Raw genomic sequence first — 24,837 nt, forward strand, 5'->3', positions numbered from 1 at the left:
GGCCCGGGCCGGCGCGCCCGGGCCCGCGAGACGCGCGGGAAGAGGGCGAGAACGCCCCGATGCGCCCGCAGGACGAAACACAAAGGAGGAACGCCATGAAGCACGAGATCCATATCGCCGACACCGGCGAAACCTACCTCTGCGACGAGAGCGAATCCGTGCTGACGGGCATGGCGCGCCTCGGCCGCAAGGGCATTCCGCTGGGCTGCCGGGGCGGCGGCTGCGGCGTATGCAAGGTGGAGGTGCTGGACGGCCGCTACCAGGCCGGCGCCATGAGCCGCGCGCATGTGAGCGTGGAGGAGGAGCGCGATCGCCAGGCGCTCGCCTGCCGCATCCGGCCGGAGAGCCCGCTGATGCTGAAGGTGGTGGGCGCCCTGCGCAAGAACGCCTGCCGCCCGCGCCCGCCGCAAGCGTAACACCAAAGGCCCATGAGGTTGACTCATGGGCCTTTGGTCAAGCCCGCGCGGCGCTTGAGCGGTCCCACTTGGCAGCGGTCAAAGACCGGGGACGATGGTATAAGCCCGCTCAGCCCCTGAGGCCGGAGCGGAAGCGGCGCACCTGTTGCAGGAAGGCGGCGAGCAGAGGCGACTGGTCGTCGGTGCGGTAGATGCAGCTCAGGTCCACCCGCGCCGGCGCCGGAACGCCGCTGAGTGGACGGTAGACCACGCCGGGGAAGGCCAGCACAGTCGCCGATTCCGGCACCAGGCATAGGCCGAAGCCGCCGGCCACCAGGGCGACGCCGGTGACCGCGTCGCCCACTTCCTGCGACACCTCGGGCACGAAGCCGGCGCTGCGGCACAGGCCGATCACCGTATCGACGAAGCTCGGCCGCGCGCCGGTGGGAAACAGCACCAGCGGCTCGCCCGCCAGCGCCTCGAATGGCACCACCTCGCGCGCCGCCAGCGGATGGGCGGCATTGACCGCGAGCACCAGCGCCTCGGTGGTCACGAGCTCGGCGGTGATGCCGGGGGTGGGGCTGAGGATGCGGTTGAAGCCGATGCCGATGCGGCGCTGGCGCAGGGCCTCGATCTGCTCGCCCTTGTTCATGGTGTGGAGCACGATCTTCACGTTCGGGAAGTCGGCCTTGTAGGCGCGCAGCAGCTTCGGGATCACGTCGAGGATGGCGGAGCCGAAGATGGCGATGTCGAGCCGGCCGAGCTTGCCCTGGCCCGCCCGCTGGGTGCGTTCGGTGGCCTGCTCCACCACGGCGCGGATGTTGCGCGCCTCGGCCAGGAAGAGCTCGCCGGCCTCGGTCAGCTCCACCCCGCGCGGGGTGCGGATGAAGAGGGTCACGCCCAGCTCCGCTTCCAGCTGCTGGATCTGGCGGGTCAGCGGCGGCTGGGAGATGTGCATGCGGGCCGCCGCCCGGCCGATGTTCTTCTCCTCGGCGACGGCGATGAAATATCTCAGGTGCCTCAGGTCCATGGGGTGGCGCGGCTCGCGTCTCTATCATCTCGCCATACCTTAAAGGTATGAATTGGCCCATTCAATGATATTGGAGGGACTTTCCCACCCCCGATAGCCTCGGCCGCGCGCCGCCCTGGCGCCGCCTCACCCGTGTCGCTCCGGCGGCATGTGCTAGAAGACGGCGGCATGCCGCGGACAACGAAACCGGACGGAGGGCAAGCGGGGGCCACACCCGCGCCGCTCCGAACCGGAGGACGGGCGGGGGAGGAGAACCGAGAATGGCGAAGAGCAAGCTGATCGAGCAGTTCGACCTGCGCTCCCGGCTGAGATTCGACCTGGACAACGCCCACATCTGGCTCGACGAGAGCCGCATGCTGCTGCTGCACACGCAGGCCTTCGGGGCGCTGCGGCGCGAGCTGTTCGACACGCTCGGCGCGCGCCGGGCCCAGGGGCTGCTGCTGCGCATGGGCTTCGCCGCCGGGCGGCAGGATGCCGACCTCGCCCACAAGCTCACCGGTGCGGGCGCCCCCGAGGAGGTGTTCCGCATCGGCCCCGAGCTGCACGCGGTGGAAGGGGTGGTGAAATCCACCATCACCCGCGCGGACATCGACTGGGAGACCGGCAGCTTCGAGGGCGAGGTGGAGCTCGAAAGCTCGTGGGAGGCGGAATCCCACCTCCAGGTCTTCGGCAAGAGCGAGAAGCCGGCCTGCTGGAGCGTGGTCGGCTACGCCTCCGGCTACACCACCCAGTTCTTCAAGCGGCTCATCGTGTTCCGGGAGGTGCAGTGCGTCTGCCGGGGAGACGCGAAATGCGTCATCGTCGGCAAGCCGGCGGAGGCGTGGGGCGAGGACGCCTATCTCGACTACTTCCGCCCCGACAATGTGGAGGGCCAGCTCAAGCAGATGGAGGAGGAACTGGCCCAGCTGCGCGGGCGCCTGCAGGAGCAGTGCAGCCGCGGCCGGCTGGTGGGCGATTCCCCCGGCTTCCGCGCCGCCTTCGATCTTCTGAGCAAGGCGGCCAACAGCCCCATCACCGTGCTGCTCCTGGGCGAGACCGGCGCCGGCAAGGAGGTGTTCGCCCACTGGCTGCACGAGAATAGCCCGCGCGCCGAGAAGCCGTTCGTCGCGGTCAATTGCGCGGCCCTGCCCAACGAGCTGATCGAGGCCGAGCTGTTCGGCGTGCAGAAGGGCGCCTACACCGGCGCCCAGCAGTCCCGCCCCGGCCGCTTCGAGCGGGCCGACGGCGGCACCCTCTTCCTCGACGAGGTGGGCGATCTCTCTCCCTCCGCGCAGGTGAAGCTGCTGCGGGTGCTGCAGACCGGCGAGGTGGAGCGCCTGGGCGGCAGCGAGGCGCGCAAGGTGGACGTGCGGCTGGTGGCCGCCACCAACGTGGACCTGAGCCGCGCCATCGCCGAGGGCCGCTTCCGGGCCGATCTCTATTATCGCCTCGCCACCTATCCGGTGGTGATCCCGCCCCTGCGCGAGCGCAAGCCGGATATTCCCCTGCTGGTGGCGGCCCTCATCGAGAAGATCGGTCCGAGCTACCACAAGCAGGTGCGCGGGGTGAGCGACCGCGCCATGCGGGCCCTCATGGCGCACGACTGGCCCGGCAATGTGCGCGAGCTGCAGAATCTGGTGGAGCGCGGCATTCTCCTGGCTCCGGCCGGCGGCCAGATCGAGGTGGAGCACCTGTTCGCGGGCGGCGCGCCGCCCGCCGCGCCGGGCGCGGTGATCGACCGTCGCGGCGCCCTCGGCCGCAGCGACGAGGCCGGGCGGGAGCGGCTCTACGACACGCTGCTGAGCGAGGGCTTCGACCTGCACAGCCACGAGCGGCGCCTGCTGGAGCGGGCCGTGGAGCGGGCGGGCGGCAACCTCACCCAGGCGGCGGCGCTGCTCGGCATCACCCGCCGCCAGCTCGCCTACCGCCTGAAGCAGGACACGGAGGCGGCGCCGGACCTGGCCGCGCCGGGGCGGGGCTGAAGTTCCGGCCCGGCTTTCGCCGGACGGAAGGAAGATCCGGGCTGCGGGCGCGATATGCTCATACCCAGGAAGGTATGAAGCTGCATACGATCAAGTATTAGACGGCATAGTTCCCGTTTTCTAGCTTCCCCCTCGACGCGCATGCGGGGCGCGATGCCGGCGCGGAGCCGGCCCGCCCGCTGAACAACAGCGCGCTGGGGGAGGACATGAAGACCATCCGCACATTCATCGCCGGGGCGCTGGCCCTGGCGCTTCCCGCCGCCGCCCAGGCGGGCTCGGAACTGATGCCGGGCATCTCCACCGGCATTCCCATGGGCTTCCCGCTGCCGGAAGGGCTCTACAGCATCACCATTCCCACCTACGGCTCGCGCGATTCCGACCCGCGCCAGGACGTGACGGCCCTGGTGCCGGCGTGGCTCATCTGGTCCACGCCATGGACCATCGCCGGCGGCCGGCTCCTGCTCGATACGGTGATGCCCTATGTGAACGTGGACGTGCACGGCGGCCCGCAGTTCTCGGGCTTCGCCAATGCGATCCTGGATGCCCAGCTGAAATGGGACCTGGGCGGCGGCTTCTACGGCGGCTTCCAGGCCGGCATCTACCTGCCCACCAGCACCGACGTGGGCCGGGATTTCGCCTCCTTCCAGGGGCTCGCCGCGCTCAGCTACCTGAAGGACGGATGGAACCTGTCGTCCACCTTCGTCTACGGCACCGGCAGCGACGGCCTCGACGGCGGGCCGTCCTGGTTCAACGTGGACCTCACCGCCACCCACAAGTTCGGCAAGTTCGAGATCGGCGCCGTGGCCTTCGGCTCCACCGACCTCACCGCGCCCTATGCCGGCTACGCGCGGCAGCGGCAGTTCGCGGTCGGCGGCCTCGTCGGCTACGATTTCGGGCTCGTCAACGTGCAGCTGAAGCTGACGACCGACGTATGGCAGGAGAATTACGGCGGCAACGACACGCGGGTGTGGGCGAATATCATCGTGCCGCTCTCGGCCCTTCCCTCGCTGCGCCGCTGAAGCGCCCGCTCCTGGTCAAGATGCTCAACGCGCCGATGCTGCGCGCGGCGCGAGCTGCGGAATGCCCCGGCCTCGGTGGCCGGGGCGTTCCGCGTCACCCCTCCATCTTGTCGGTGGCGCCCGCGGCGCCCCGCACCCAGTAGCCCGAGGCCTTGAGCCACGCCTTGGGGTGGGCGCGCTCGTCCAGCATGTAGGCCTTCGCGGCGCGGGCCACCTGCGCCTCGGCGGCGATCCAGGCATAGCCCTCGCCTTCGGGTGCGCGCCACCGCGCCAGGGCCTCGCGCAGGAGGGCGGCATCCGCGCCCGCCCGGCCGGAGCGGAGCACCCACACCGACTCGTGGCGGGCCGCCGTGTCGAAATGCTGGATGTCGGCCGCATCCTCCACGATGACGACGCTGGTGACCGGCACGCCGGGCCGCAGGCTCTCGATCCGCCGGCCGATGGAGGGCAGGGCGCTCTCGTCGCCCACCAGCAGGTACCAGTCGAAATCGTCCGGCACGATCACCGAGCCCTTGGGCCCGCCGATGGCGAGCCGGTCGCCCGGCGCGGCGGCCAGCGCCCAGCGCGTGGCGGGGCCGGCCTCGTGCAGGGCGAAGTCGAGGGTCAGCAGCCGCCGTTCAGGATCGAAGCGGCGGGGCGTGTAGTCGCGCATCGCCTCGCCCGAGGGCGTCGTGGCGTCCGGCAGGAACAGCTTGACGTGATCGTCCGGCGCGCGGCTGGCGAAGTCGGCGAGGTCCGGCGAGGTCAGCTCGATGCGCCGCATGCGGGGGGTGATGTCGCGAACGGCGGCGACGGTGAGGATGCGCCGCTTCGGCTCCTGGCGGACGCGTTCCGCCTGGTGGCGGTTCAGGGCGTTGGACATGGCATTCTCCATGGCGGGCGCGCGCCGGCGCGCGGGCCGCGGGGGCGGCTCGTGGGGTGCGCGTGGGTTCGGGAAAAATCAGGGAAGCGGCCCGGCGGATGCCGGAGGCTTCAGGAGGTGGGCTCCAGCCGGCGGACGGGAGCCGGGGGACGATGCGGGGCAGGCCCCGTGCCGGGCGGCGCGGGCTCTGCGGGCATGGCCTCGCGCGGCGCCGCCTCGTCGCGCGTCCCGAGCCTGCTGGCTGACGCCAGGGCGCGCAGCCGGTCGCGGATCCAGGGCTTCACGGTGTCAGCTCCGCTCGATGGCGACGGCTGCCCCGTCCAGCGCCTCGGCGATGGCCTGGGCCTCGGCGGGAGAAAGGGGGCCGCGCTCCAGGCGCAGGCGCAGGGCGAGCTTCAGGTTCTCCATGGCGCGCACCACCGGGGCGGGAGCGTCGCCGCGCCGGGTCCGCACCTCGTCCATGCGCGCCAGCATGTGCTCCACCTGCGGGCGGTTGGCGGCGAGGTAGGCCTCGCCCTCGCCGGTGACGGCATAGAGCTTGCGGCTGCCCTCGCTCGCCTCGACCCGGATATAGCCCTGCTCCTCCAGCAGGGTGAGGGCGGGGTAGATGGTGCCGGGGCTGGGGCTGTAGGCGCCGTTCACCCGCGCCTCGATGGACTTGATGACCTCGTAACCGTGGCGCGGCTTCTCCGCGATCATGGAGAGCACCAGGAGGTGCAGGTCTCCATGCGCGAACAGCCGGCCCAGCCGGCCGCCGCCGCCGCGCCCCGCCGGGCGGTCCCAGCCGTGGTCGTCGGGTCCCCGGCCTCGGCCGCCATGCCGGCTGGACTCATCGCGCGGACCGGAACTGGAACGAGACACCAACGCCACCTCATTGCCTGCGGCCCCCGGCCGCCTCGATGATCTCCTGAATATCCCGTTTTCCCACGTTCACGAAGACCCGTTCGGCCGGAGCCCCGGATGAAGCCGCAAAGCCCTCGGCGGGCGCGGCCACCACGACGGGCCCCTCATCGCACATGCCGAGGCAGCGGCAGGTGGTGACCGTCACCGCTTCCCCGCGCGCAGCCGCCCGCCGCAGGTCCTCGACCAGCGAGGCGCTGTCCCAGCGCATGCGGCAGCCGCGGCCCGTGCACACCGAGATCCGCACCGGGGCCTGGGGCTCATGCTGGGTGGCCCGCGCCTCGACCGGGCGGCGCTCCTCCCCGTAAAGCGCGCGCGCGGCCTCGTAGAGCGCCCGCGCCGCCTGCACCAGCAGGGCGCCGCCCTCCGTCGGCCCGTGTCCGGCCCGTTCGCCGCGGTGTCGATGCGCGGGGCGTCCGGCAAAGCCGTGCCCGTGCCGCCCGTCGCGGCCCTCCGCCCCCTCGTGCCCGCCGCGCATGAAACCGCCGCGCGCTTCGCCGTGGCCGCCATGGCGGTGGCGATCGTGCTCCTCCCCAGGGCCGGCATGCTGGCGGCCGCCGTGCCCGTGCCTGTTCGCGCCATGGTGTCCGTCACGGCCCTCGCTGCCACCGTGGCCTTGTCCTCTTGAAAAACTGCGCATCTGCGCCTCCGTTTCATTTCGATGTGAGTTAGATATATCGAAAATAGGTCTGATTCAATAGGTGCATTGGAAAAATTGAGAATTTCAAATTATTCGAAATAACGAAAGGCCCGCGTTCAGGCGCGCGCCGCCGCGCTGGCGGAAGGCCACCAGGCAGCGTGCGCGGAGCGGGAGGTGGAAGCGGACGCCGGGGCTCAGGGCGCGATGCGCCCGTCCACCACCTTGATGATGCGGTCGCAGCGGGCGGCGAGATCGAGATTGTGCGTCACCAGCAGGAAGGAGGTGCCGTGGCGCGCATTCTCCCGGCGCATGAGCGCGAAGACCTCGTCCGCCGAGGCGGTGTCGAGGTTGCCGGTGGGCTCGTCGGCGAGCACGAGGTCCGGCCGCATGGCCAGCGCCCGCGCCACCGCCACGCGCTGCTGCTGGCCGCCGGAGAGGTTGGTGGCCTTGTTGCCGGCCACCGCCGAGAGGCCGACCTCGGCCAGCAGCGCGCGCGCCCGTTCCTCGATCTCGGGGCTGGCGAAGCGGCGGTCGGCCAGCATGGGCATCATCACGTTCTCGAGCGCCGTGAAGGCGGAGATGAGCAGATGGTATTGAAATACGAAGCCGATGGAATGGCCGCGCAGCCGGGTGATCTCGTGCTCCGGCAAGGTGCCGGTCTCCGCGCCCTTGATGATGAGGCGGCCGGAGGTCGCCCGGTCGAGCAGGCCGATGATGTTGAGCAGCGTGCTCTTGCCCGACCCGGACGGGCCGATGAGGGCGACGAACTCTCCCTTGGCGAGGGAGAGATCGATGCCGTGGAGCACCTCCGTCTGCGACGGCAGCCCCACGTTGTAGGACTTGCGGATCTCCTCGAGCTTCAGGATCGCTTCAGCCACGGATCGCCACCACCGGGTCGAGATCGGCCGCGCGCAGGGCCGGGATGGTCGCGGCGACGAGGCCCGTCAGCGTCGCCAGCAGCGCGGTCTCGAAGAAGAGGCTCCGCTCCAGGATGAGGGGGAACAGCTCCGAGCCGTCCGCCTGCCGGGCGATGCCGTGCCAGTAGACGAGCGCGCCCGCCCCGAGGGCCGCGCCGGCGAGCGAGCCGAGGAAGCCCAGCACCCCGCCCTGGAGCAGGAACACCGCCAGCACCTGCCCGCGCCGCGTGCCCATGGCGCGCAGGATGCCGATGTCCTTCGAGCGCTGGATCACAGACACCACCAGCACCGCCGCGATGCCGAACGCCACCGAGAGCCCGACGAACACGCGGATGAGCAGGTTGGTGTTCTTCTGCGCCTGCACGGCGGTGAAGAACTGGGCGTTGGTCTTGATCCAGCTGTCCGCTTCCACCCGCTGGGAGGCGCCGATCTCCTGCGCCACCGCCTCCGCGGCGTAGATGTCGCGCACGGTGATGTCGATGGTGGTGGCCCCGCCGATGATGCCGAGCAGCGACTGCGCGGTGCGCAGGGCCACGAAGGTGGTGCGCTGGTTCGCGCTCTTGTTGCCGAGGTCCACCAGGCCGGAGATGGTGAGGACGCGGGTCGCCCCGCTGGCGGCGCGCAGGTTCAGCTTGTCGCCGACGCTGGCGCCAAGGTCCTTCGCCAGCTCGGTGCCGATGATGATGTCCTCGCTGGTGAGGCGCGGCTGGCCGGCGACGATATAATCCGGCACCCGCACGATGCGGAAATAGGTTTCCGGCTCCACGCCGCTCATGGTGACCGAGCGGCTCGCATCCCCGCGCGCCGCGAGCACCGAGCCGGCGGCGGTGGGGGAGGCATCCAGCACCTGCGGCATGGCCCGCGCGGCGTCGATGACCTTGCGCCACTGGTCGATGGAGATGATGCGCTGGCTCGGCCGCTGCACCACCGGGTCTTCCAGCACGCCGGGCGCGTCGCGCAGCGGACGGGCGATCTGGTCCGGCGGCAGGAGCTGCACATGGGGCTGGGAGGTGAGCACGCGCTTCAGGAAGTTCTGCTCCAGCCCCGCCAGCATGGCCGTCATGAACACGATGACACCGACCCCGATGGCGATGCCCACGAGGATGAAAAGCGTCTGCATCCGCCCCTCGCGCAGGAAGCGGATGGCCACTACCCACTCGAACGGCAGCAGCGGGCTCATGATCGTGGGCTCATGATCTGGGTTTCATGATCTGGGTTTCATGGCAGCACCGGCCTCACCCGCTGCCCGGCGGCGATGCCGGCGCCCTCGGGGATGGCGAGATCGCCGGCCTTCAGCCCCTCGGTGATCTCCAGGCGCATGTTGCCGGCGAGCCCTACCTTCACTGCCTGATGGTAGGCCCGCCCGTCGCGGATGGCGAGCACCCACGGCTGGCCGGACTGGAGGTCCCGCACCGCCCGCCGCGGCAGCACCAGCACGCCGGAACGCCGCGCGGTCTCGATGTCCACGGAGACGGTCATGTCCTGCCGCACGTAAGCGGGCGGATCGGGCACCGTGAGCTTTACCTGCACCGTGGCGCGGGTGATGTCGACGCCGGGGTTGATGTAGGTGACCTTCGCGGCGAAACGCTGGCTGGGATAGGCGTCGGCCGAGGCGAGGGCCGGCTGGCCCAGGGCGATCATGCCGAGGTTGCGCTCGTCCACGTCCACCACGAGCTGGGTGTCGCCGGCGGGGGCGAGCACCAGCAGCGTGCGCCCCGGCTGCACGATGGTGCCCCGCTCCACGCTGCGGGAGATGAGCACCCCGTCGCGCGGGGCAGTGATGGTGGCATAGGCGAGGCGCGAGCGGGCGGCCTCCAAAGCGGCGTTGGCCTGATCGAGCTGGGTCTGGGCCACCACCTGGTCGCTGCCGCCGGGGCTGGCGGTGAAGACCTGGAACTGGCCGGCGTTCACCTGCGCGCGGGCCTGGTCGAGCGCGCGCTGGGCGTCGTCGAGGGCGGCGCGGGTGGCATTGCCGTGGCCTGCCAGCTCCGAGGTGCGGTCGTAGGTGGCCTGGGCGTTCTTCAGCAGGGCCTGGGCCTGGGCGAGGTTCTCCTTCGCCACCGGCAGCGTCAGCTCGGTGAGCTGGCGCAGGCGCGCCTCGGCCTGCGCCACCGCGCCCTGGGCCTGCACCAGGATGGCGTTCAGCTCCTCCCGCTCGATGGAGATGAGGGGCTGGCCGCGGGTGACGCTCTGCCCTTCCTCCACCAGCACCTCGCCCACCATGCCGGTGATCTGGGCGCCGATCTCCACCCGGTAGGGCGTCTCCACATGGCCGCTCGCCACCACGGTCTGGACAAGGTCGCCGCGCTCCACCTGCTCGACCACCACCGCCGGCCCCAGGATGGCCCGCGCCGCCTGCCACGCGCCCAGCGCCGCCAGCGCCAGCGCCGCGAGGACGAACCAGCGATGCGCCCAAAGGAGGGCGAGGCGGCCGCGCAAACCCGGTTTCGGCACTGGAGATGTCACGTTCGGCTCTCGGGCATGGAGGGCTTCGGCTACCGGATCAGGTGTAGACCTCCGGTCCCCCCGGTGCCAGAGCGGCATCGGCCCGCATGGCACGGGTTTGGCGGGCATGCGCCTCCAGCTCGACCGCCCGCCCGCGCCGGGCATCGCGCAGGGTCGTTGCGGCCGGCCCGCCGCCCGTGGGTCAGCGCCCGCCCCGGATCAGGCCGGCGTCGATGTCCGCCACCCGCGGGCAACCCGTCAGCGCCATGGTGGCCTCGAGCTCGGTCTTGAGCACGGTGAGCATGTGGGCGACGCCGGGCAGGCCGCCCACGGCGAGGGCGTGCAGCACCGGCCGGCCGATCATCACCGCCGTCGCGCCCAGGGCCAGCGCCTTCACGATGTCGGTGCCCCGGCGGATGCCGCCATCGACAAGCAGCGGCACCCGCCCGGCGACGCGCGCGGCCACCTCGGGCAGCATCTCGATGGCGGCGGGAACCGTGTCCAGCACCCGCCCGCCGTGGTTGGAGACCACGATGCCCCGGCATCCGGCGTCGATGGCGCGCGCCGCGTCGTCGGGCGCCAGCACGCCCTTGAGCACCACCGGCAGCGGCGTTTCCCGGCACAGCCGCTCCACCGTCTCCCACGTCGGCGCCGCATCGAGCATGCCCTGGAACACGGGGCTGCCGGCGGCCGGCGGCGCGGATGCCGGGGCGGGCGGCAGGTTGACCGCACGGACGCCCTCCGGAAGCTGGAAGCCGGCGCGCTGCTCCATGTTGCGGATGCCGCTCACGGGTGCGTCGGCGGTCAGCACCAGCGCCGTGCAGCCGGCCGCTTCCGCGCGCCGTGCCAGGGCCAGCGTGTCGTCCCAGCGGGGCTGGGCGTAGAGCTGGAACCAGAGGGGGCCGGCGGTCGCCGCGGCGATGGCCTCGATCGGGGTGCTCGCCAGCGTGCTCGCCACGAACGGCGTTTCGGTGAGGCCGCAGGCCCGCGCCGAGGCAAGCTCGCCCTCGGGGTGGACGAGGCGATGGTAGGCGGTGGGCGCGGCGATGATGGGATGGGCGAGGCGCTGCCCGAAAAGGTCTATGGCGGCGCTCGCCCCGCGCATGTCCCGCAGCACGCGCGGCAGCAGGCAGAGCGCATCGAGCACCGCCCGGTTGCGCGCCTGGGTGATGCCGTCGGCGGCCGCCCCGTCCACATAGGCGCGCACGGCCGGGTCGGCGCGGCGAGCGAAGTGGCGCTCGTAGTCCGGCAGGCTGACGCAGTCGGGCGGCACCGCCATCTCACGCCCTCCGGCCGGCCGCGCGCGCGGCGGCCCGGCGCGCCAGGGCGGCGAGGCGGGGGTCGTCCTGCTCGCCGATGGCCTCGGCCATCGCCTGGTGGAAGTGGGGAAAGCCGGTCTCCAGCGCCCGTTCGAGCCAGGGCAGGGCGGCGTCCCGTGCGCCGTCCTCCAGCAGCAGGCGGCCGAGGTTGAAGGCGGCCCAGCAATCGCCGATCTCGCCGCCGGCGCGGAAGAAATCCGCGGCCTTCTCCCTGTCCGCGGGCACCGCGCGGCCGGCTTCGTGGAACAGGCCCAGCATGTTGTAGGCGCGGCCGATGCCCCGGCGCGCGGCCTCCAGGTAGAGGGCGTAGGCGACCGGGTCGTCGTGGGCGACGCCCCGGCCGCGCGCGTGAAGGTCCGCGAGGTTGAACAGCGCCCAGCCGTCGCCCATGGCGGCGGCGCGGCGGAAATAGGGGGCCGCCGCCGCCGGGTCGGGCGCGGTGCCCCAGCCGAGGTCGTGGCAGCGGCCGATCATGTTGAAGGCACAGGCGTTTCCTGCGCGGGCGGCGGCACGGAACCAGTCCAGCGCGTGGGCGCCGTCGCCGCGGTCCAGGCACATCTGGCCGAGGGCGAGGTGCGCCTCGTCCATGGTGGGCTTGCGCGCCGGGGCGGCGGGCGGGGGCGTCACAGCTCGGCCCAGCGCCGCAGGAGGTTGTGATAGTGGTTGACGAGCCCGTGCACGGCCGGGTCGTCGTCGCCGATGCGGCGGCGCAGGCCGATGATGGCGACGTCGAGATCGTAGAGCATGGCCCGCTGGCCATCGTCGCGCACCATGGACTGGGCCCAGAAGAACGCGCCCCGCCGGCTTCCGCGCGTGACCGGCGCCACCTGGTGCAGGCTCGATGAAGGGTAGAGCACCAGATGGCCGGCGGGCAGCTTCACCGCGTGCGTGCCGTAGGTGTCCTCGATCATGAGCTCGCCGCCCTCATAGTCTTCCGGCGGCGACAGGAACAGGGTGGAGGAGACGTCCGCGCGCATGCGGAAGCCGTTGGTGCCGGGAATGGCGCGGATGGCGTTGTCGGTGTGGAGGCCGAACGCCATGCCCGCATCATAGCGGTTGAACATGGGCGGCAGGATGCGCAGCGGCAGCACCGCCGAATTGTAGGTGGCGCTGCGCGCCAGCGCCCGCAGCACCAGCTCTCCGAGCGACAGGGCGAGCGGGCTTTCCACCGGAAGCTGCGCATTGCTCTTGGCCTTGGCCGCGAGGTCTCCCGCCGTCCGCCGCCCGTCGATCCAGCCCGCTCCGTCGAGCTCGGCCTGAACGTGGCGCAGCTCGTCGGGGGTGAGGATATCGGGAATGGTGAGCAGCATGGCAGGGGCCCGGAACGGCAGGGGACCCCCGCGCCGGCGCGGCGCGGGGGGAGGGGTTTCAGAAGGTGGTGCCGAGGTTCACGAGGAAGGTCCGCCCGGAGGTGGGCACGACGCGAACCGTGTTGAACGACGAGGCGTAGTTGAGGTGGTCGGTGAGGTTGTAGGCGTTGAGGGCCAGTCGCCACTTCTTGTCGAGGCTTTCGAGTGAGATCATCGCGTCGAGCGCGAAGGTCTCGGGCACTTCCGCCAGGTTGGCCGCGTCCGACCAATAGGCCGAGGCATAGCGCGCGCCGCCGCCGACCATGAGCTTGGTGCCCTGGTGGACCAGGGATTCGAGATCGTAGCTGGTCCAGAAGCTGAAGTTGTTGGGCGGCACGTCGGGCGCGGTGTTGCCGATCTGCGCGAAGGTCTGGGAATAGGTGACCTCGCCGTCGAGATAGGAATAGCCGGCGTTGACGGTCCACTGCCTGGTGATGCGCCCGTTCAGTCCGAGCTGGACGCCGGAGACGCGCAGGCCGAGGCCAGCGTCCGAGAAGCCCGGCTCGTAGTCGCCGGTGGCGGGATCGACCGTGTAGGAATTGGTCTTGTCCACCCGGAAGACGGCGGCGGTGGCGCCGAGGCGGCCATCCAGGAAGTTCGCCTTGATGCCCAGCTCGTAGAGGTCGGAGCGCTCGGGCTCGTTCACGTCGGAGCCGGCGGGCACTTCCGAGGCGACACCGCCGACGGCGGCGCCGATATCGGTGCCGAGCGGGCGGTAGGTGCGCGAGAAGGAGGCGTAGACCGTGTAGTCCTTGGTCGGCTCGTAGATGAGGCTCACCGACGGGCTCAGCTCGCGCGCCGTGGCGCTGCCCTGGATGCTGGAGGCGACGCCGTTGAACTCGCTGTTGAAGTAGTCCCAGCGCAGGCCGGCCTGCAGCGACACCTGATCGGTGAACCAGAAGCGGTCGCTGGCGAACAGGCCGATGTCGGTGGCGTTGGCGAGGCGCGCGTTGTAGCCGTTGTAGTAGAAGTAGGTCTGCGGATACCCGAAGGTCGGGTTCACGATCATCTGGTTGTTGACGCGGTTCACGGCCGTCAACTGATGACGCTGATCTTCCTGGTACACCGTGTCGAGGCCGACGATGGCCTTGTTCTTGAAGCCCGCGACCTCGAACTCGAAGCGGCCGCTCGCCACGTTCTGGAAGCCCCAGCCGGTCTGCTGGTAGGCCATGCCGCCGCCGGCGCCGTAGCTCAGGCGATAGTTGCCGCCGGAGAGGATGGTGGCGGCGCAGGTGCCGGTGCAGGCGGCCGGATTGGTGGCGTTGAAATCGCGGTCATAGATGGCGAGCCGCGTGTCGTTGTTGAAGGTGAACCAGCTGTTCACCTCCTTCGAGAAGTTGGAGGTCACCACGTTCACGTCGGTGATGTCGTGGTTGAAGTTGCGCGCGTAGGAGGTGGACGCGTCGATCTGCGGCAGCCCGAAGTCGGTGATCGGCCGGTAGATGCCGTCGCGTCCCTGCAGGAAGGGCGTGCCCATGTCCGGCATGCTGTTGCCATGCAGGTACATGTAGTTGACGAACCAGTTGGTGTCGGTGCCGATGCCGAAGCCGAGGTTCGCCGCGAAGCCGGTGCGGTCGGAGAAGATGTTGTCGCGGTCGGCGATGTCCTGCTTGTTGTACACGCCGTTGAGGCGGATCGCGGTGGTCTTGTCGATCTCGAAATTGCTGTCGATGGTCGTGCGGTAGAGCATCCCCGAGCCGATCTGCTGGTCGATGCTCGTGACGCTGCCGAGGTGCGCGCGCTTGGTGGTCTGGTTGATGAGGCCGCCCGCATTGCCGACGCCGAAGGCCTCGCCGTTGGGCCCCATGATGACCTCGACGCTCTCGGTGTCGAAGGTATCGCGCGTGTAGACGCCGAAGTCGCGCAGGCCGTCGGAATAGATGTCGCCGCGCGCCGGCAGGCCGCGGATGCGGAACTGGTCGCCGTTGGCGCCGCCATTGCCCTCGCCGGTGGACATGGTGACGCCGGGCACGTTCTGCAGCGCCTGCTGCAGGGTGGTGATCTGCTGCTGCTGGATCAGTTCCTGCGGCACCACGGTGACGGTCTGCGGCATCTCCTGCACGGTGGAGGGAAGCCGCGAGATGCCGAGGGGGGCGAGATTGGTGTTGGCCTCATTGGCCCGCGCGTTCACTTCCACGGTGTCGAGGGCGACCGTCTCGGTGTCGTTGCCGCCTTGTGGCGCGGCAGGGGTGGACGCGCTCTGCGCGACGGCGGAGGCCGGAAGAACGGTCAGGCCGAGAAGCGCGCCCGCCGCGGTCGCCATGTCTGAAATCTGCGGCCTCAGGCACCGCCCTGCACCAAGGTGAGGCATCAATGTCTCCCAATAATACGTCTGCAATACTTCTGGCTTACCCAAGGAAGAGAAGTCGGGGCGGATATTTGCCAAGGCGAAAATGCCAATCAATCGCAATGATTTGAACTCGTTCTAAATTTCGGCAGGCGCACGGAAACGAGGCCCGTTTCGCCACCATGCCGCGCAGGATGGCGCGCGTGCGCGCCCGCCCGCCGCGGGCCGCCGCCTGGGGCCGATGCCGTGCGCGGGTTCAAAAATCCTTCATAAACAACATTCTGCGCGAGGGTCGCCGGTCCGGTGGCGGCCGGCGGCCGGACGGCGCGTCAGCTCGGGCGGCAGGGTGTTGCCGTGGCGCCACGTTCGCCGCCCATTCCCGCCCGCTGCGCTCGTGCCGCTGCCGCGCCGCCTGCGTTGCGGCCCCGCCAGAGGGCCTCGGCCTCCGCCCGGAACGGCGCGAAGACGGCCTTGGGGTGGCCGCTCAGCGTCATCAGCGCGGCGGCCGCGGTGGAGATGATGATGCGCTCGGCGCGCGGGTCGCTCGCCTCGCCGGTCCACACGCCCCGCCAGTGCTCCATGCTGGTGATTCCGGTGCGGCCCAGGGCGCGTGGCTCCGGCTCGCTGGGCATGAAGGCGTCCGCCGGCACGCCGCCGGCGAGGCGCATGATGGTGGTGGCGCGGAACGGGTTCAGCTCGGCCACGTCGCGGGTGCTCTCGACGATGCCGAGGTGCTTCTGCCCCAGGATGGTCGCCACGTCGCGGTGGAGCTCCCGGTAGGACGGCTTGCTGACGCCGAGCAGGCTTGCCCGCGCCGGCACGGGACAGAGCAGGTGCACGAGGTCGTTGACCGGGGAGCGGCTGCCCGTGAGCCCGTGCAGCGCCAGCAGGCGGAACAGCTGCGGCGAGAGATCGGGCAGGGGAACGTAGGCGATGCCCTGCGCCTCCACCGCCGCGCGGGCCTGGGCCGCGGTGGCGCAGACCGGCACGTCCAGCGTCGCCGCCGCGAGGCCGTTGCGGCCGGAGACGGCGCCGCTGCCGCAATGGCCGTGCAGCACCACCCTGTGCCCCGCCTGCGCGAGCAGCCGCGCGGCATGGAAGAACCACGGCGGGCGCACCGCCTTGGGCGAGACGTAGCACGGCCAGTCGAGATCCACTGAGAACGCCCGGCCCGGATCGAAGCGCGCCTTCACGTGCCGGCGCGCCGCCGTGACGAAGCCGGCAAGCTCGGCCGCCGTCACGCCCCGCAGCTGCAGGATGCCGAACAGGGCGCCGATCTGCACCGGGTCGGCCTCCCCGCCCAGGATGATGTCCATGGCGTCCTCGGCCACGGCCGGATCGAGGATGCCACCCTGCTTCTTGTGCTTCGGCCCCACGGCGCAGATGGCATCCGCCAGCCGCAGCAGGGGGGTGGGGCCGCTCTCCTCCTCGCTCCCGCGCGGGCGCCGGCCGCGCCTGGGCGCCGGGGCCTCCGGCGAGAGATCTGCCGCCAGCACCGCCAGCGGCGGCACCGGATGGGGGTGGGGCTGGTTGAAGCGGTCGTCGAGGCGCGGGGCCGGCGCGGCGGGGTCGGGTGTGCCCTCGAACACGCCGTGGATCTCGCCGACGATGGCGGCGATCCGCGGTCGCAGCTCCTCGGCCTTCGGCGAGGGGATGAGGCCGCGCCCGGAGCGGATCAGCAGCGGGTCGTCCAGCAGCAGGCGCAGCTCCGCGAGGGTGCGGCTGACGCCGGAGGGCTGCATGCCGAGCTGGCGCGCGGTCGCGGTCACGCTGCGGGTGGTCAGGAGGGCATCGAGGGTCACGAGCAGGCGCCCGCGGCCGAGCCGTTCCGTCGCGGGCACCTCTTCCCCCCGGCGCGGCGCATGGGGCAGGTCGCGCTCCGGGTCAGGCATGGCGAACTCCATTGGGGCAGAAACTCCATCGGATTGTATTCGCCATCGCCGCTTCGAGAAGAGGGGATGTCACACGCGATGACGTTGCGTTATGCGATATGCACATGGATCGCCTTGATCTGAATTAGACTGATTAAAAACTAAAGGGGTTCGCGGGCTGTGCTGCAAGGTGCCCGCATCTCTGCCGGCATCGGCGCAATGCCGGCTGGCCTTCGTCATTCGGCGGGCGCAAGGGGCGGACCCCGCCGATCCGCGTGGGCGCGGGTCGCAGGCCGAAGGACGCGAGCGGGATCCGCACATGGGCCAAGGGCGCGAGGGGGCATCAGGCCCCGGCGTGCGCGGGCAGCAGGATCTGCGCCCTCAGCCCGCCCTCCGGGCGGTTGGCGAGGGTCAGCTCGCCGCCGTGGGCCTTCACGATGCTGCGGGCGATGGCGAGCCCCAGCCCCATGCCGCCGGTCTCGGCGCTGCGCGACGGCTCCAGGCGCACGAACGGCCGGAAGGCGTCCTCCAGCAGCTCCTCGGGCAGCCCCGGCCCCGCGTCATCCACCTGGATGGCCACCTGCCCCGTGCCGGCGCGGGCGGTGGAGACGCGCGCCCGCCGGCCGTAGCGCACCGCATTGTCCACGAGATTGCGCAGCGCGCGCCGCAGCGCCACCGGGCGGCAGGCCACCGTGAGGCCCGCGTGCGCGGCCATCTCCGCATCGGCGCCCAGTCCCGCGAACTCCTCCACCACCCCCGCGCACAGAGCGTCGAGGTCCACGGTGCAGGTGGCTTCGTTGGTGGCCTCGGCGCGGGTGAAGGCCAGGGTGGCCTCGCAGATGGCCGCCAGCTCGTCGATGGTGGCGACGATGTCGTCGCGCACGGCGGGATCGTCCACGAACTCGGCCTTCAGCCGCAGGGTGGTCAGCGGCGTGCGCAGGTCGTGGCTGATGGCGGCGAGCAGGCGCATGCGGTCGTTCATGAACAGGCTGAGCCGCTGCTGCATGGTGTTGAAGGCGAGGGTGGCCGCCGCCACCTCCGAGGGGCCGCCGGGCGGCAGGGCTGGCACGCTCTCCCCGCGTCCGAAGCGCTCGGAGGCGTCGGCGAGCGCGCGCAGCGAGCGTGTCTGCAGCCGCACGCACGCGAAGGTGACGGCCGAGACCACGAGGGCGGAGACGAGGAACGAGAGCAGGGTGGGGCGGTTCCAGATGCCGGGCAGGCTCACCGTGGTGCTGAAGTGGAGCCATCCTCGGTCCGGGAGGGGCACGCTGAGCGCCACCACGCCGGTGCCGCGCCGCCGCCCGTCCTCCGCCGGCCGGCCGCCGCTCTCTTCGCCTCCGCGCTCGCTGCCAGCGCCTTCCCGGGGCAGCCAGGGAAAGGCCTCGGCGGCACGTCCGGGGCAGTCGGCGGCGCCGCTGCCGCCACGGGCGTCGAGCCGCACTTCGGGCGCGCCGGTGTCGAGGCCGTGGAGGCGCTGCTTCAGCATCTGCGCGAGGCTCTGCTCCACCGGAGTCATGGGCCGGGCCGGCGGCGGCTCGCCGCTCATCCAGGCGCAGGCGTCGCGGGCGCCGAAGGCGCTGGCGAGCCGCTCCGCCTCCTGCGGCGGCGCCGTGGCGACGAGCCGCGCGAGGGTCACCGTCTGGCTCAGCGCCTGGCCGCGGACGATGCCGCCCACCACGCTGTCATGCTCGCTGCGCAGCAGCAGCACCAGCGCGAGCTGCGCCAGCGCCAGCGCCGCCACCAGCAGCACCACCAGCCGCCCGGCGAGGCTGCGCGGCCACAGCACGCGCCCGAGCCGCCTCACGGCTCCACCTCCACCGGCGCCGCGAACACGTAGCCGTCGCCCCACACGGTGCGGATCAGCGCCGGGTGCTGGGGATCGCGCTCAATGCGCCGCCTGAGGCGGCTGACGAGGTTGTCGATGCTGCGGTCGAACGCCTGGGCGGCGCGGCCGGCGGTGATATCGAGCAATTGGTCGCGGGAGAGCACCACCGCGGGGCGGGTGACGAAGGCGAGCAGCAGCCGGAACTCGGCCGCCCCCAGGCGGGCCTCCCGCCCGCTCTCGTCCAGCAGCGCGCGGCGGCCGGCGTCCAGCAGCCAGCGGTCGAACCGGTAGCTGGCGTCGCTTTCCCCGGCCGGGCGCGGCGCGCTCTGCGCCCGGCGCAGGATGGCGCGGATGCGCGCCAGCAGCTCGCGCGGGTTGAAGGGCTTGGTCACGTAATCGTCGGCGCCGATCTCCAGCCCCACGATGCGCTCGGTCTCCTCGCTCACCGCCGTGAGCAGCACCACCGGGACGTCGCTCGCCTGCCGCAGCTGGCGGCACAGGGTCAGGCCGTCCTCGCCCGGCATCATGATGTCGAGCACCACGAGGTCGAAGCTTCCCGCGCGCATGAGCTGGCGCATCTCCGCGCCCCCGCCGGCGACGCTGACCCGCAGGCCGTTGCGCGCGAGGTACTTCGCCAGCAGCTCGCGGATTTCGCGATGGTCATCGACGACGAGGATATGCGGCGTGCGTTCCATGCTTCCTTCCGGCCCGCCTTTCCGGGGCGCCGAGAACGGGATGGCCCGATCCGCGCTGCGCCGGCGACCGGGAATGTGTAACCAATCGTATCAGCTCCGTGCCACAGCCACGGACAATTACAATCTCGCCGGCGCAGGACAAACTTCCCCGGTGCGGATCGTTCAATGAGGATGCGCCGGCCGGCCTCGCGCCGGGTGGCCCATCGGAGCCTGCCCGTGTCATTCGCACCCCTGTCGTTCGCCCGCGTCCGCCCGACGCTGATCGCCCTGCATCGCTGGATCGGCCTCGTCCTCACACCGATCTTCCTCGTCATCATCCTGTCCGGCGCCGTCCTCTCGGTCCGCCCCATGCTCGGCTCCGCGCAGCCGCGGGCGGGCGCAGGCGCCAGCGTCGATGCGAGCGCCCTCGCCGCGCTCGTCGGCCGGCTGGAGGCGGGCGGCCAGGTGAGCGCGGTGTCGGTGGCCGACGGTGGCCGCGCCGTGAGCGTCACCTCGAGCGCGCCGGAGATCGCCGGCACATGGGATCTCGCGACGCGCACACACACACCGGCGCCGGCCGGCGGCATCGACGTGTTCCGCACCGCCGAGAACCTCCACAAGTCGCTCCTGCTCGGCCTCGGCATCGTGGTGGAGGTCGCGAGCTTCCTCATGCTCGCCATCATGGTGGCGGGGCCGTTCCTGGCGTGGCTGCGGTTCCGCAACAGCCTCATCGGCTGGCACATGATCGTGGGCTGGTGCCTGCTGCCGGTGACGCTGGTGGCGCCGGTGACGGCGGCGATGCTCATCCTCGGCATCGGCACGGGCCCGCGCCCGCAATTGCCGCGGGTGAAGCAGCCGGTGGCCATCGGCGCGGCCATCGCCACCGCCGCGCGCGAGCTCGACACCAGCCGCCTCGTCATGGCGCGCCGGTTCCGGGGCGGCACGGTCATGATCCGCGTGGCGGGGCCCGGCGGCGGCAATTTCGTGGTCACCGATACCGGTGTGACGCCCCTTGTCGGCGGGCCGGGGCTGGTGAAGCAGATCCACGAGGGCACCTGGGCCGGCGCGTGGTCCGGCAGCCTCAACCTCGCCATCTCCATCGCCCTGGCGGGCCTCACCGTGACGGGCTTCGTCTCCTGGTTCCGCCGCTGGCGGCGCGACCGCGCGGCCCCGCTCGCCACCGGGGCCGAGATCCTCGTCGCCCACGCGAGCCAGACCGGCACCGCCGCGCGGCTCGCCGCCGCCACCTGCGAGGGACTGGTGCGGGCCGGGGAGAAGGCCACCATCGCCCCCCTCGGCGCGGTGCGGGCGCAGGATCTCGCCCGTTTCCGGCTGGTGCTGCTGGTGGCGGCCACCACCGGCGAGGGCGAGGTGCCGGCCGGCGCCCGCCATGTGGCGGGCGGGCTGAAGCCCGGCGCCCTCGACGGCGTGAAGCTCGCGGTGCTCGGCCTCGGCGACCGCACCTACACCAATTTCTGCGGCGGCGCGCGCGCCCTGCGCGCCGCCCTGCTCGCCGCCGGGGCGGTGGAGGCCATGGAGATGCGCGAGGCGGACGGAGAGCCTTCCGCCGCCTGGGTGGGCTGGATGGACGCGCTGCGCGCCGAGCTGGGCGTGAAGTGCGATGTGCCGAGCCTTCCGCCGGTGAGCCCGCCCGTCACCCTCACGCTCGCGGCGCGCGAGCGGCTCGACGTGCCGGCGCCGGCCGGCGCGGAGAGCGCGACGCCGCGGGATGCGACCCAGGAAACCTGGCGCATCGTGCTCGAAAGCGCGCGCGATCTCGACTTCCGGCCGGGCGACCTCGTGCGCCTTTCCCCCGGCGGCGGGGAGCGGGAGCGCTCCTATTCCGTGGGCAGCTCCAGCCGGGTCGATCCGCGCCGCATCGAGCTGACGGTGCGCCTGCATGCCTGGACGGGCGAGGATGGCGCCCCGCATTACGGCCGCGTCTCCGGCTTTCTCCTGCGGGAGGCGGCGCCGGGCGGGCAGATCGAGGCGCGGCTCGATCCCCATCCCGGCTTCAACCCGCCGGCCGATCCGCAGTGGCCGGTGGTGATGATCGGCGCCGGCTCCGGCATCGCGCCGTTTCCCGGCTTCATCACCGAGCGGCGGGCGAGCGGACGGGCGGGCCCGGCGTGGCTCCTGTTCGGCAACCGGCACCGGGCCGGGGATTTCCTGTGGCGCGACCTGCTGGAAGACGCTCTGCGCGACGGTACGCTCACGCGCCTCGACACCGCCTTCTCCCGCGATCCGGACGACGGCGCCCATGTCCAGCAGCGGCTGAAGGAGAACGCCGGCGAGGTCTATGCGTGGCTGATGGAGCGCAAGGCGGTGGTCTATGTCTGCGGCCGCCGCGCCATGGCGCGGGGCGTGGAGGAGGCCCTCGCGGGCATCCTCGCCTCGGAAGGCGGGCTCGGCGCGGCGGAGGCTCGGGCCGAGATCGGCCGCTGGCTGGCCGAGGGGCGCATCCGCGTGGACGCCTTCGACTGACACAGGGATGCTGCGGCGGGCCGCAAGGCACGCCATCGCTCTTGCCCGAGGGCTTCCTGATGATGCCGCGGCGCCCGAGGTGCGGATGGGGCGTTCCCACATCCGCCGCGGCCGCCGGCCTGAGTGGCGCCGTCCCCGTGAGGCCAGGGGCGGGCTGCTGCCGCCCGGCCGCCGGCCGCCCGACCCCGGGGAAGTCCCGGCGTTGCGCGAACCGCAAGCACACGTGGTTCCGCCGCGCGCTTCGCACCCGCGCCAAGTCATTGATCCGGCTTGAGGGCAGGTTATCTGCGACCGGCGATGCCCGCGCTTCGCCGTCCTCTCCCCTGCGGTTCGCGCAGAGCGCGAGATTCCCCTTCCCCCGCGAATGCCTTATGGCGGAGGGGGTCGCCCTCCGTGCGGGGGCGTGGATTGAAACATGGGGGAGGGTGAACTCGCATGAAGACCATTGAAGTCGCCCTCCGTGCGGGGGCGTGGATTGAAACAGCTTTTCGAGGAGCTTCACCAGAGCATTGTTCGGAGTCGCCCTCCGTGCGGGGGCGTGGATTGAAACTCCGCGCGCAGCTGCGCCAGTTCGGCGGAGGCGTCGCCCTCCGTGCGGGGGCGTGGATTGAAACGCTTTCGCGAGCGCAACCAGATGGCGCGGCGCGTGTCGCCCTCCGTGCGGGGGCGTGGATTGAAACGAGGCGGCGGAATGACATGCCCGCCTACTACAACGGTCGCCCTCCGTGCGGGGGCGTGGATTGAAACCCGATCTTCTCCCCCGGGTTCTTCATGTCCCGGAGTCGCCCTCCGTGCGGGGGCGTGGATTGAAACGAGGATTCTCGCCACCTGTGGCCAGAGTTCCGACGTCGCCCTCCGTGCGGGGGCGTGGATTGAAACTTTGCTCGTAGAAGCGTCCGGAGAACTGAAGGTGCGTCGCCCTCCGTGCGGGGGCGTGGATTGAAACTCGTCCAGGTAGGTCTCCTGGAGCTTCTGGATGAGTCGCCCTCCGTGCGGGGGCGTGGATTGAAACACCATCTGCTGCGTGAGGTCGCCGCGCCGCGCGTGGCGTCGCCCTCCGTGCGGGGGCGTGGATTGAAACCGGCATCGCCACCAACGCCACGCTCCGCATCGAGTCGCCCTCCGTGCGGGGGCGTGGATTGAAACATGAAAGACTCGACGCTGGGCTCTCCGCAATAGCCGGTCGCCCTCCGTGCGGGGGCGTGGATTGAAACAGTGCACGTCTTTCGCATTGCCTCCGCCCCGCGCTCGTCGCCCTCCGTGCGGGGGCGTGGATTGAAACCCAATCGCGGCGTGTGGGCTAACCTTCAAACCGCGAGTCGCCCTCCGTGCGGGGGCGTGGATTGAAACCCGTAGTTCCATGTGGCGCCGAATTCGGCGGCGGGTCGCCCTCCGTGCGGGGGCGTGGATTGAAACGTGAATACTATTTCACGGATAGCGATGCGCGCCGGTCGCCCTCCGTGCGGGGGCGTGGATTGAAACCCCGCTGCTCCACCGCCCGTAAGGCTGACTACCGCCGTCGCCCTCCGTGCGGGGGCGTGGATTGAAACCCCGCTGCTCCACCGCCCGTAAGGCTGACTACCGCCGTCGCCCTCCGTGCGGGGGCGTGGATTGAAACCATTGAAGTCTTCCGCCCCGGCACCTTCACGCCGATGTCGCCCTCCGTGCGGGGGCGTGGATTGAAACATCCGAGCCTATGCCGCGCGCTCGCCATGGCCAAGCGTCGCCCTCCGTGCGGGGGCGTGGATTGAAACCTGCTCACTCCGGATACCCATGGATGGCTGCCCTGGTCGCCCTCCGTGCGGGGGCGTGGATTGAAACTGCATCTCGGGGTGGTCGGCGTCGTCAGTGATGGGCGCCCTCCGTGCGGGGGCGTGGATCGAAACGTCTAAAAATATGCATGAGGACAGCATGAAATTCGCGTCGCCCTCCGTGCAGGGGCGTGGATCGAAACTCCGAGGTGGTGCTGGTCACGCGGGTCGCGATGGCGTCGCCCTCCGTGCGGGGGCGTGGATCGAAACGCGCGCGCTGCTGACGACGGGCGCGGGGTGGATGGTCGCCCTCCGTGCGGGGGCGTGGATCGAAACCGGAAACTAAGGCCGTACGTCCCTGCGGGGGCATGTCGCCCTCCGTGTAGGAGCGTGGATTGAAACATCCGAGCCTATGCCGCGCGCTCGCCATGGCCAAGCGTCGCCCTCCGTGCGGGGGCGTGGATTGAAACCTGCTCACTCCGGATACCCATGGATGGCTGCCCTGGTCGCCCTCCGTGCGGGGGCGTGGATTGAAACTGCATCTCGGGGTGGTCGGCGTCGTCAGTGATGGGCGCCCTCCGTGCGGGGGCGTGGATCGAAACGTCTAAAAATATGCATGAGGACAGCATGAAATTCGCGTCGCCCTCCGTGCAGGGGCGTGGATCGAAACTCCGAGGTGGTGCTGGTCACGCGGGTCGCGATGGCGTCGCCCTCCGTGCGGGGGCGTGGATCGAAACGCGCGCGCTGCTGACGACGGGCGCGGGGTGGATGGTCGCCCTCCGTGCGGGGGCGTGGATCGAAACCGGAAACTAAGGCCGTACGTCCCTGCGGGGGCATGTCGCCCTCCGTGTAGGAGCGTGGATCGAAACGCCTGATAGGTCATCGCCTGCCCGGTGCCGCGCCCGTCGCCCTCTGTGCGGGGGCGTGGAGCGAAGCTTGGAGCAGATCGGGCGGCCGGGGGTGTGTCGGCTGTGCAGCGGGTGGAGGGCCGGCGGCTGAAGGGGAGCCCTACGGAGATTCTGGGAGCGGCTCGGGATCGGCCGCGCGAGCGTTCCGCTGTGCTTGCAGGAGAGCCCCGCGTCGCGGGAGGTGATGGGGCGATGGGCTT

The 24,837-nt window shown here is 71.2% G+C and carries 19 protein-coding genes and 1 CRISPR repeat array; of the genes, 4 read left to right on the top strand and 15 right to left on the bottom strand.

Going from position 1 to position 24,837, the window contains the following annotated elements; translation table 11 throughout:
* Positions 1–95 precede the first annotated feature (95 nt).
* Positions 96–416: a 2Fe-2S iron-sulfur cluster-binding protein gene (locus tag V5F75_RS07925; RefSeq protein WP_394037227.1), complete on the top strand. Its 321-nt coding sequence runs from the start codon at positions 96–98 to the stop codon at positions 414–416.
* Positions 417–525: 109 nt separating this feature from the next.
* Here V5F75_RS07925 and V5F75_RS07930 read toward each other — a convergent pair whose 3' ends face one another.
* Positions 526–1,425 (bottom strand): LysR family transcriptional regulator, encoded by a 900-nt coding sequence (locus V5F75_RS07930; protein ID WP_394037229.1) that lies wholly within the window; start codon positions 1,423–1,425, stop codon positions 526–528.
* Positions 1,426–1,685: 260 nt separating this feature from the next.
* Here V5F75_RS07930 and V5F75_RS07935 point away from each other — a divergent pair, with 260 nt between their 5' ends.
* Complete coding sequence (locus tag V5F75_RS07935; RefSeq protein ID WP_394037231.1) at positions 1,686–3,386, top strand: sigma 54-interacting transcriptional regulator; 1,701 nt, start codon at positions 1,686–1,688, stop codon at positions 3,384–3,386.
* A 206-nt stretch (positions 3,387–3,592) separates the two neighbouring features.
* Positions 3,593–4,405: a transporter gene (locus tag V5F75_RS07940; protein ID WP_394037233.1), complete on the top strand. Its 813-nt coding sequence runs from the start codon at positions 3,593–3,595 to the stop codon at positions 4,403–4,405.
* 94 nt (positions 4,406–4,499) lie between these two features.
* On the opposite strand, the gene V5F75_RS07945 is transcribed toward V5F75_RS07940, so the two are convergent.
* The 14 genes from V5F75_RS07945 to V5F75_RS08010 form a co-directional block, all read right to left on the bottom strand.
* On the bottom strand, positions 4,500–5,267 hold the full coding sequence (locus V5F75_RS07945) for a siderophore-interacting protein (protein WP_394037235.1): 768 nt from the start codon (positions 5,265–5,267) through the stop codon (positions 4,500–4,502).
* A 110-nt stretch (positions 5,268–5,377) separates the two neighbouring features.
* A complete protein-coding gene (locus V5F75_RS07950) occupies positions 5,378–5,551 on the bottom strand; it encodes a hypothetical protein (protein WP_394037237.1) in 174 nt (57 codons plus the stop codon).
* A gap of 4 nt (positions 5,552–5,555) precedes the next feature.
* Positions 5,556–6,128 carry a PadR family transcriptional regulator gene (locus tag V5F75_RS07955; protein WP_394037239.1) on the bottom strand — a complete coding sequence of 191 codons (573 nt, stop codon included), beginning with the start codon at positions 6,126–6,128 and terminating at the stop codon, positions 5,556–5,558.
* Between the two features lie 10 nt (positions 6,129–6,138).
* The gene (locus V5F75_RS07960; protein ID WP_394037241.1) at positions 6,139–6,807 is read right to left on the bottom strand and encodes a (2Fe-2S) ferredoxin domain-containing protein; all 669 of its coding nucleotides are present in this window, start codon (positions 6,805–6,807) and stop codon (positions 6,139–6,141) included.
* A 194-nt stretch (positions 6,808–7,001) separates the two neighbouring features.
* The gene (locus tag V5F75_RS07965) at positions 7,002–7,685 is read right to left on the bottom strand and encodes an ABC transporter ATP-binding protein (RefSeq protein ID WP_394037243.1); all 684 of its coding nucleotides are present in this window, start codon (positions 7,683–7,685) and stop codon (positions 7,002–7,004) included.
* The gene (locus V5F75_RS07970; RefSeq protein WP_394037245.1) at positions 7,678–8,904 is read right to left on the bottom strand and encodes an ABC transporter permease; all 1,227 of its coding nucleotides are present in this window, start codon (positions 8,902–8,904) and stop codon (positions 7,678–7,680) included. Before V5F75_RS07970 ends, V5F75_RS07965 begins: the two co-directional genes overlap by 8 nt.
* Positions 8,905–8,942: 38 nt before the next feature.
* Positions 8,943–10,190: an efflux RND transporter periplasmic adaptor subunit gene (locus V5F75_RS07975; protein ID WP_394037247.1), complete on the bottom strand. Its 1,248-nt coding sequence runs from the start codon at positions 10,188–10,190 to the stop codon at positions 8,943–8,945.
* A 181-nt stretch (positions 10,191–10,371) separates the two neighbouring features.
* Complete coding sequence (locus V5F75_RS07980; protein ID WP_394037249.1) at positions 10,372–11,448, bottom strand: alpha-hydroxy acid oxidase; 1,077 nt, start codon at positions 11,446–11,448, stop codon at positions 10,372–10,374.
* A 1-nt stretch (position 11,449) separates the two neighbouring features.
* Positions 11,450–12,115, bottom strand: coding sequence for a tetratricopeptide repeat protein (locus V5F75_RS07985; protein ID WP_394037251.1), 666 nt, complete (start codon positions 12,113–12,115; stop codon positions 11,450–11,452).
* Positions 12,112–12,798, bottom strand: coding sequence for a Fe2+-dependent dioxygenase (locus tag V5F75_RS07990; RefSeq protein ID WP_394037253.1), 687 nt, complete (start codon positions 12,796–12,798; stop codon positions 12,112–12,114). The genes V5F75_RS07985 and V5F75_RS07990 overlap by 4 nt, the downstream gene beginning before the upstream one ends.
* 58 nt (positions 12,799–12,856) lie before the next feature.
* The gene (locus V5F75_RS07995; protein WP_394037255.1) at positions 12,857–15,100 is read right to left on the bottom strand and encodes a TonB-dependent receptor; all 2,244 of its coding nucleotides are present in this window, start codon (positions 15,098–15,100) and stop codon (positions 12,857–12,859) included.
* A 353-nt stretch (positions 15,101–15,453) separates the two neighbouring features.
* Positions 15,454–17,016, bottom strand: a complete 1,563-nt coding sequence (locus V5F75_RS08000; RefSeq protein ID WP_394037257.1) for a glycosyl transferase family protein — start codon at positions 17,014–17,016, stop codon at positions 15,454–15,456.
* 322 nt (positions 17,017–17,338) lie between these two features.
* On the bottom strand, positions 17,339–18,799 hold the full coding sequence (locus V5F75_RS08005) for an ATP-binding protein (protein ID WP_394037259.1): 1,461 nt from the start codon (positions 18,797–18,799) through the stop codon (positions 17,339–17,341).
* Entirely contained in the window at positions 18,796–19,515 is a 720-nt protein-coding gene (locus V5F75_RS08010) for a response regulator (protein WP_394037261.1), read from the bottom strand. The genes V5F75_RS08005 and V5F75_RS08010 overlap by 4 nt, the downstream gene beginning before the upstream one ends.
* Before the next feature lie 216 nt (positions 19,516–19,731).
* Between V5F75_RS08010 and V5F75_RS08015 the strand changes: the two genes are divergently transcribed.
* Positions 19,732–21,978 (top strand): PepSY domain-containing protein, encoded by a 2,247-nt coding sequence (locus V5F75_RS08015; RefSeq protein ID WP_394037263.1) that lies wholly within the window; start codon positions 19,732–19,734, stop codon positions 21,976–21,978.
* Between the two features lie 383 nt (positions 21,979–22,361).
* Positions 22,362–24,665: direct repeats of the CRISPR family, unit length 32 nt; unit sequence GTCGCCCTCCGTGCGGGGGCGTGGATTGAAAC.
* Positions 24,666–24,837 lie beyond the last annotated feature (172 nt).

The sequence above is a fragment of the Xanthobacter albus genome (assembly GCF_043194895.2).
Lineage (GTDB): Bacteria > Pseudomonadota > Alphaproteobacteria > Rhizobiales > Xanthobacteraceae > Xanthobacter.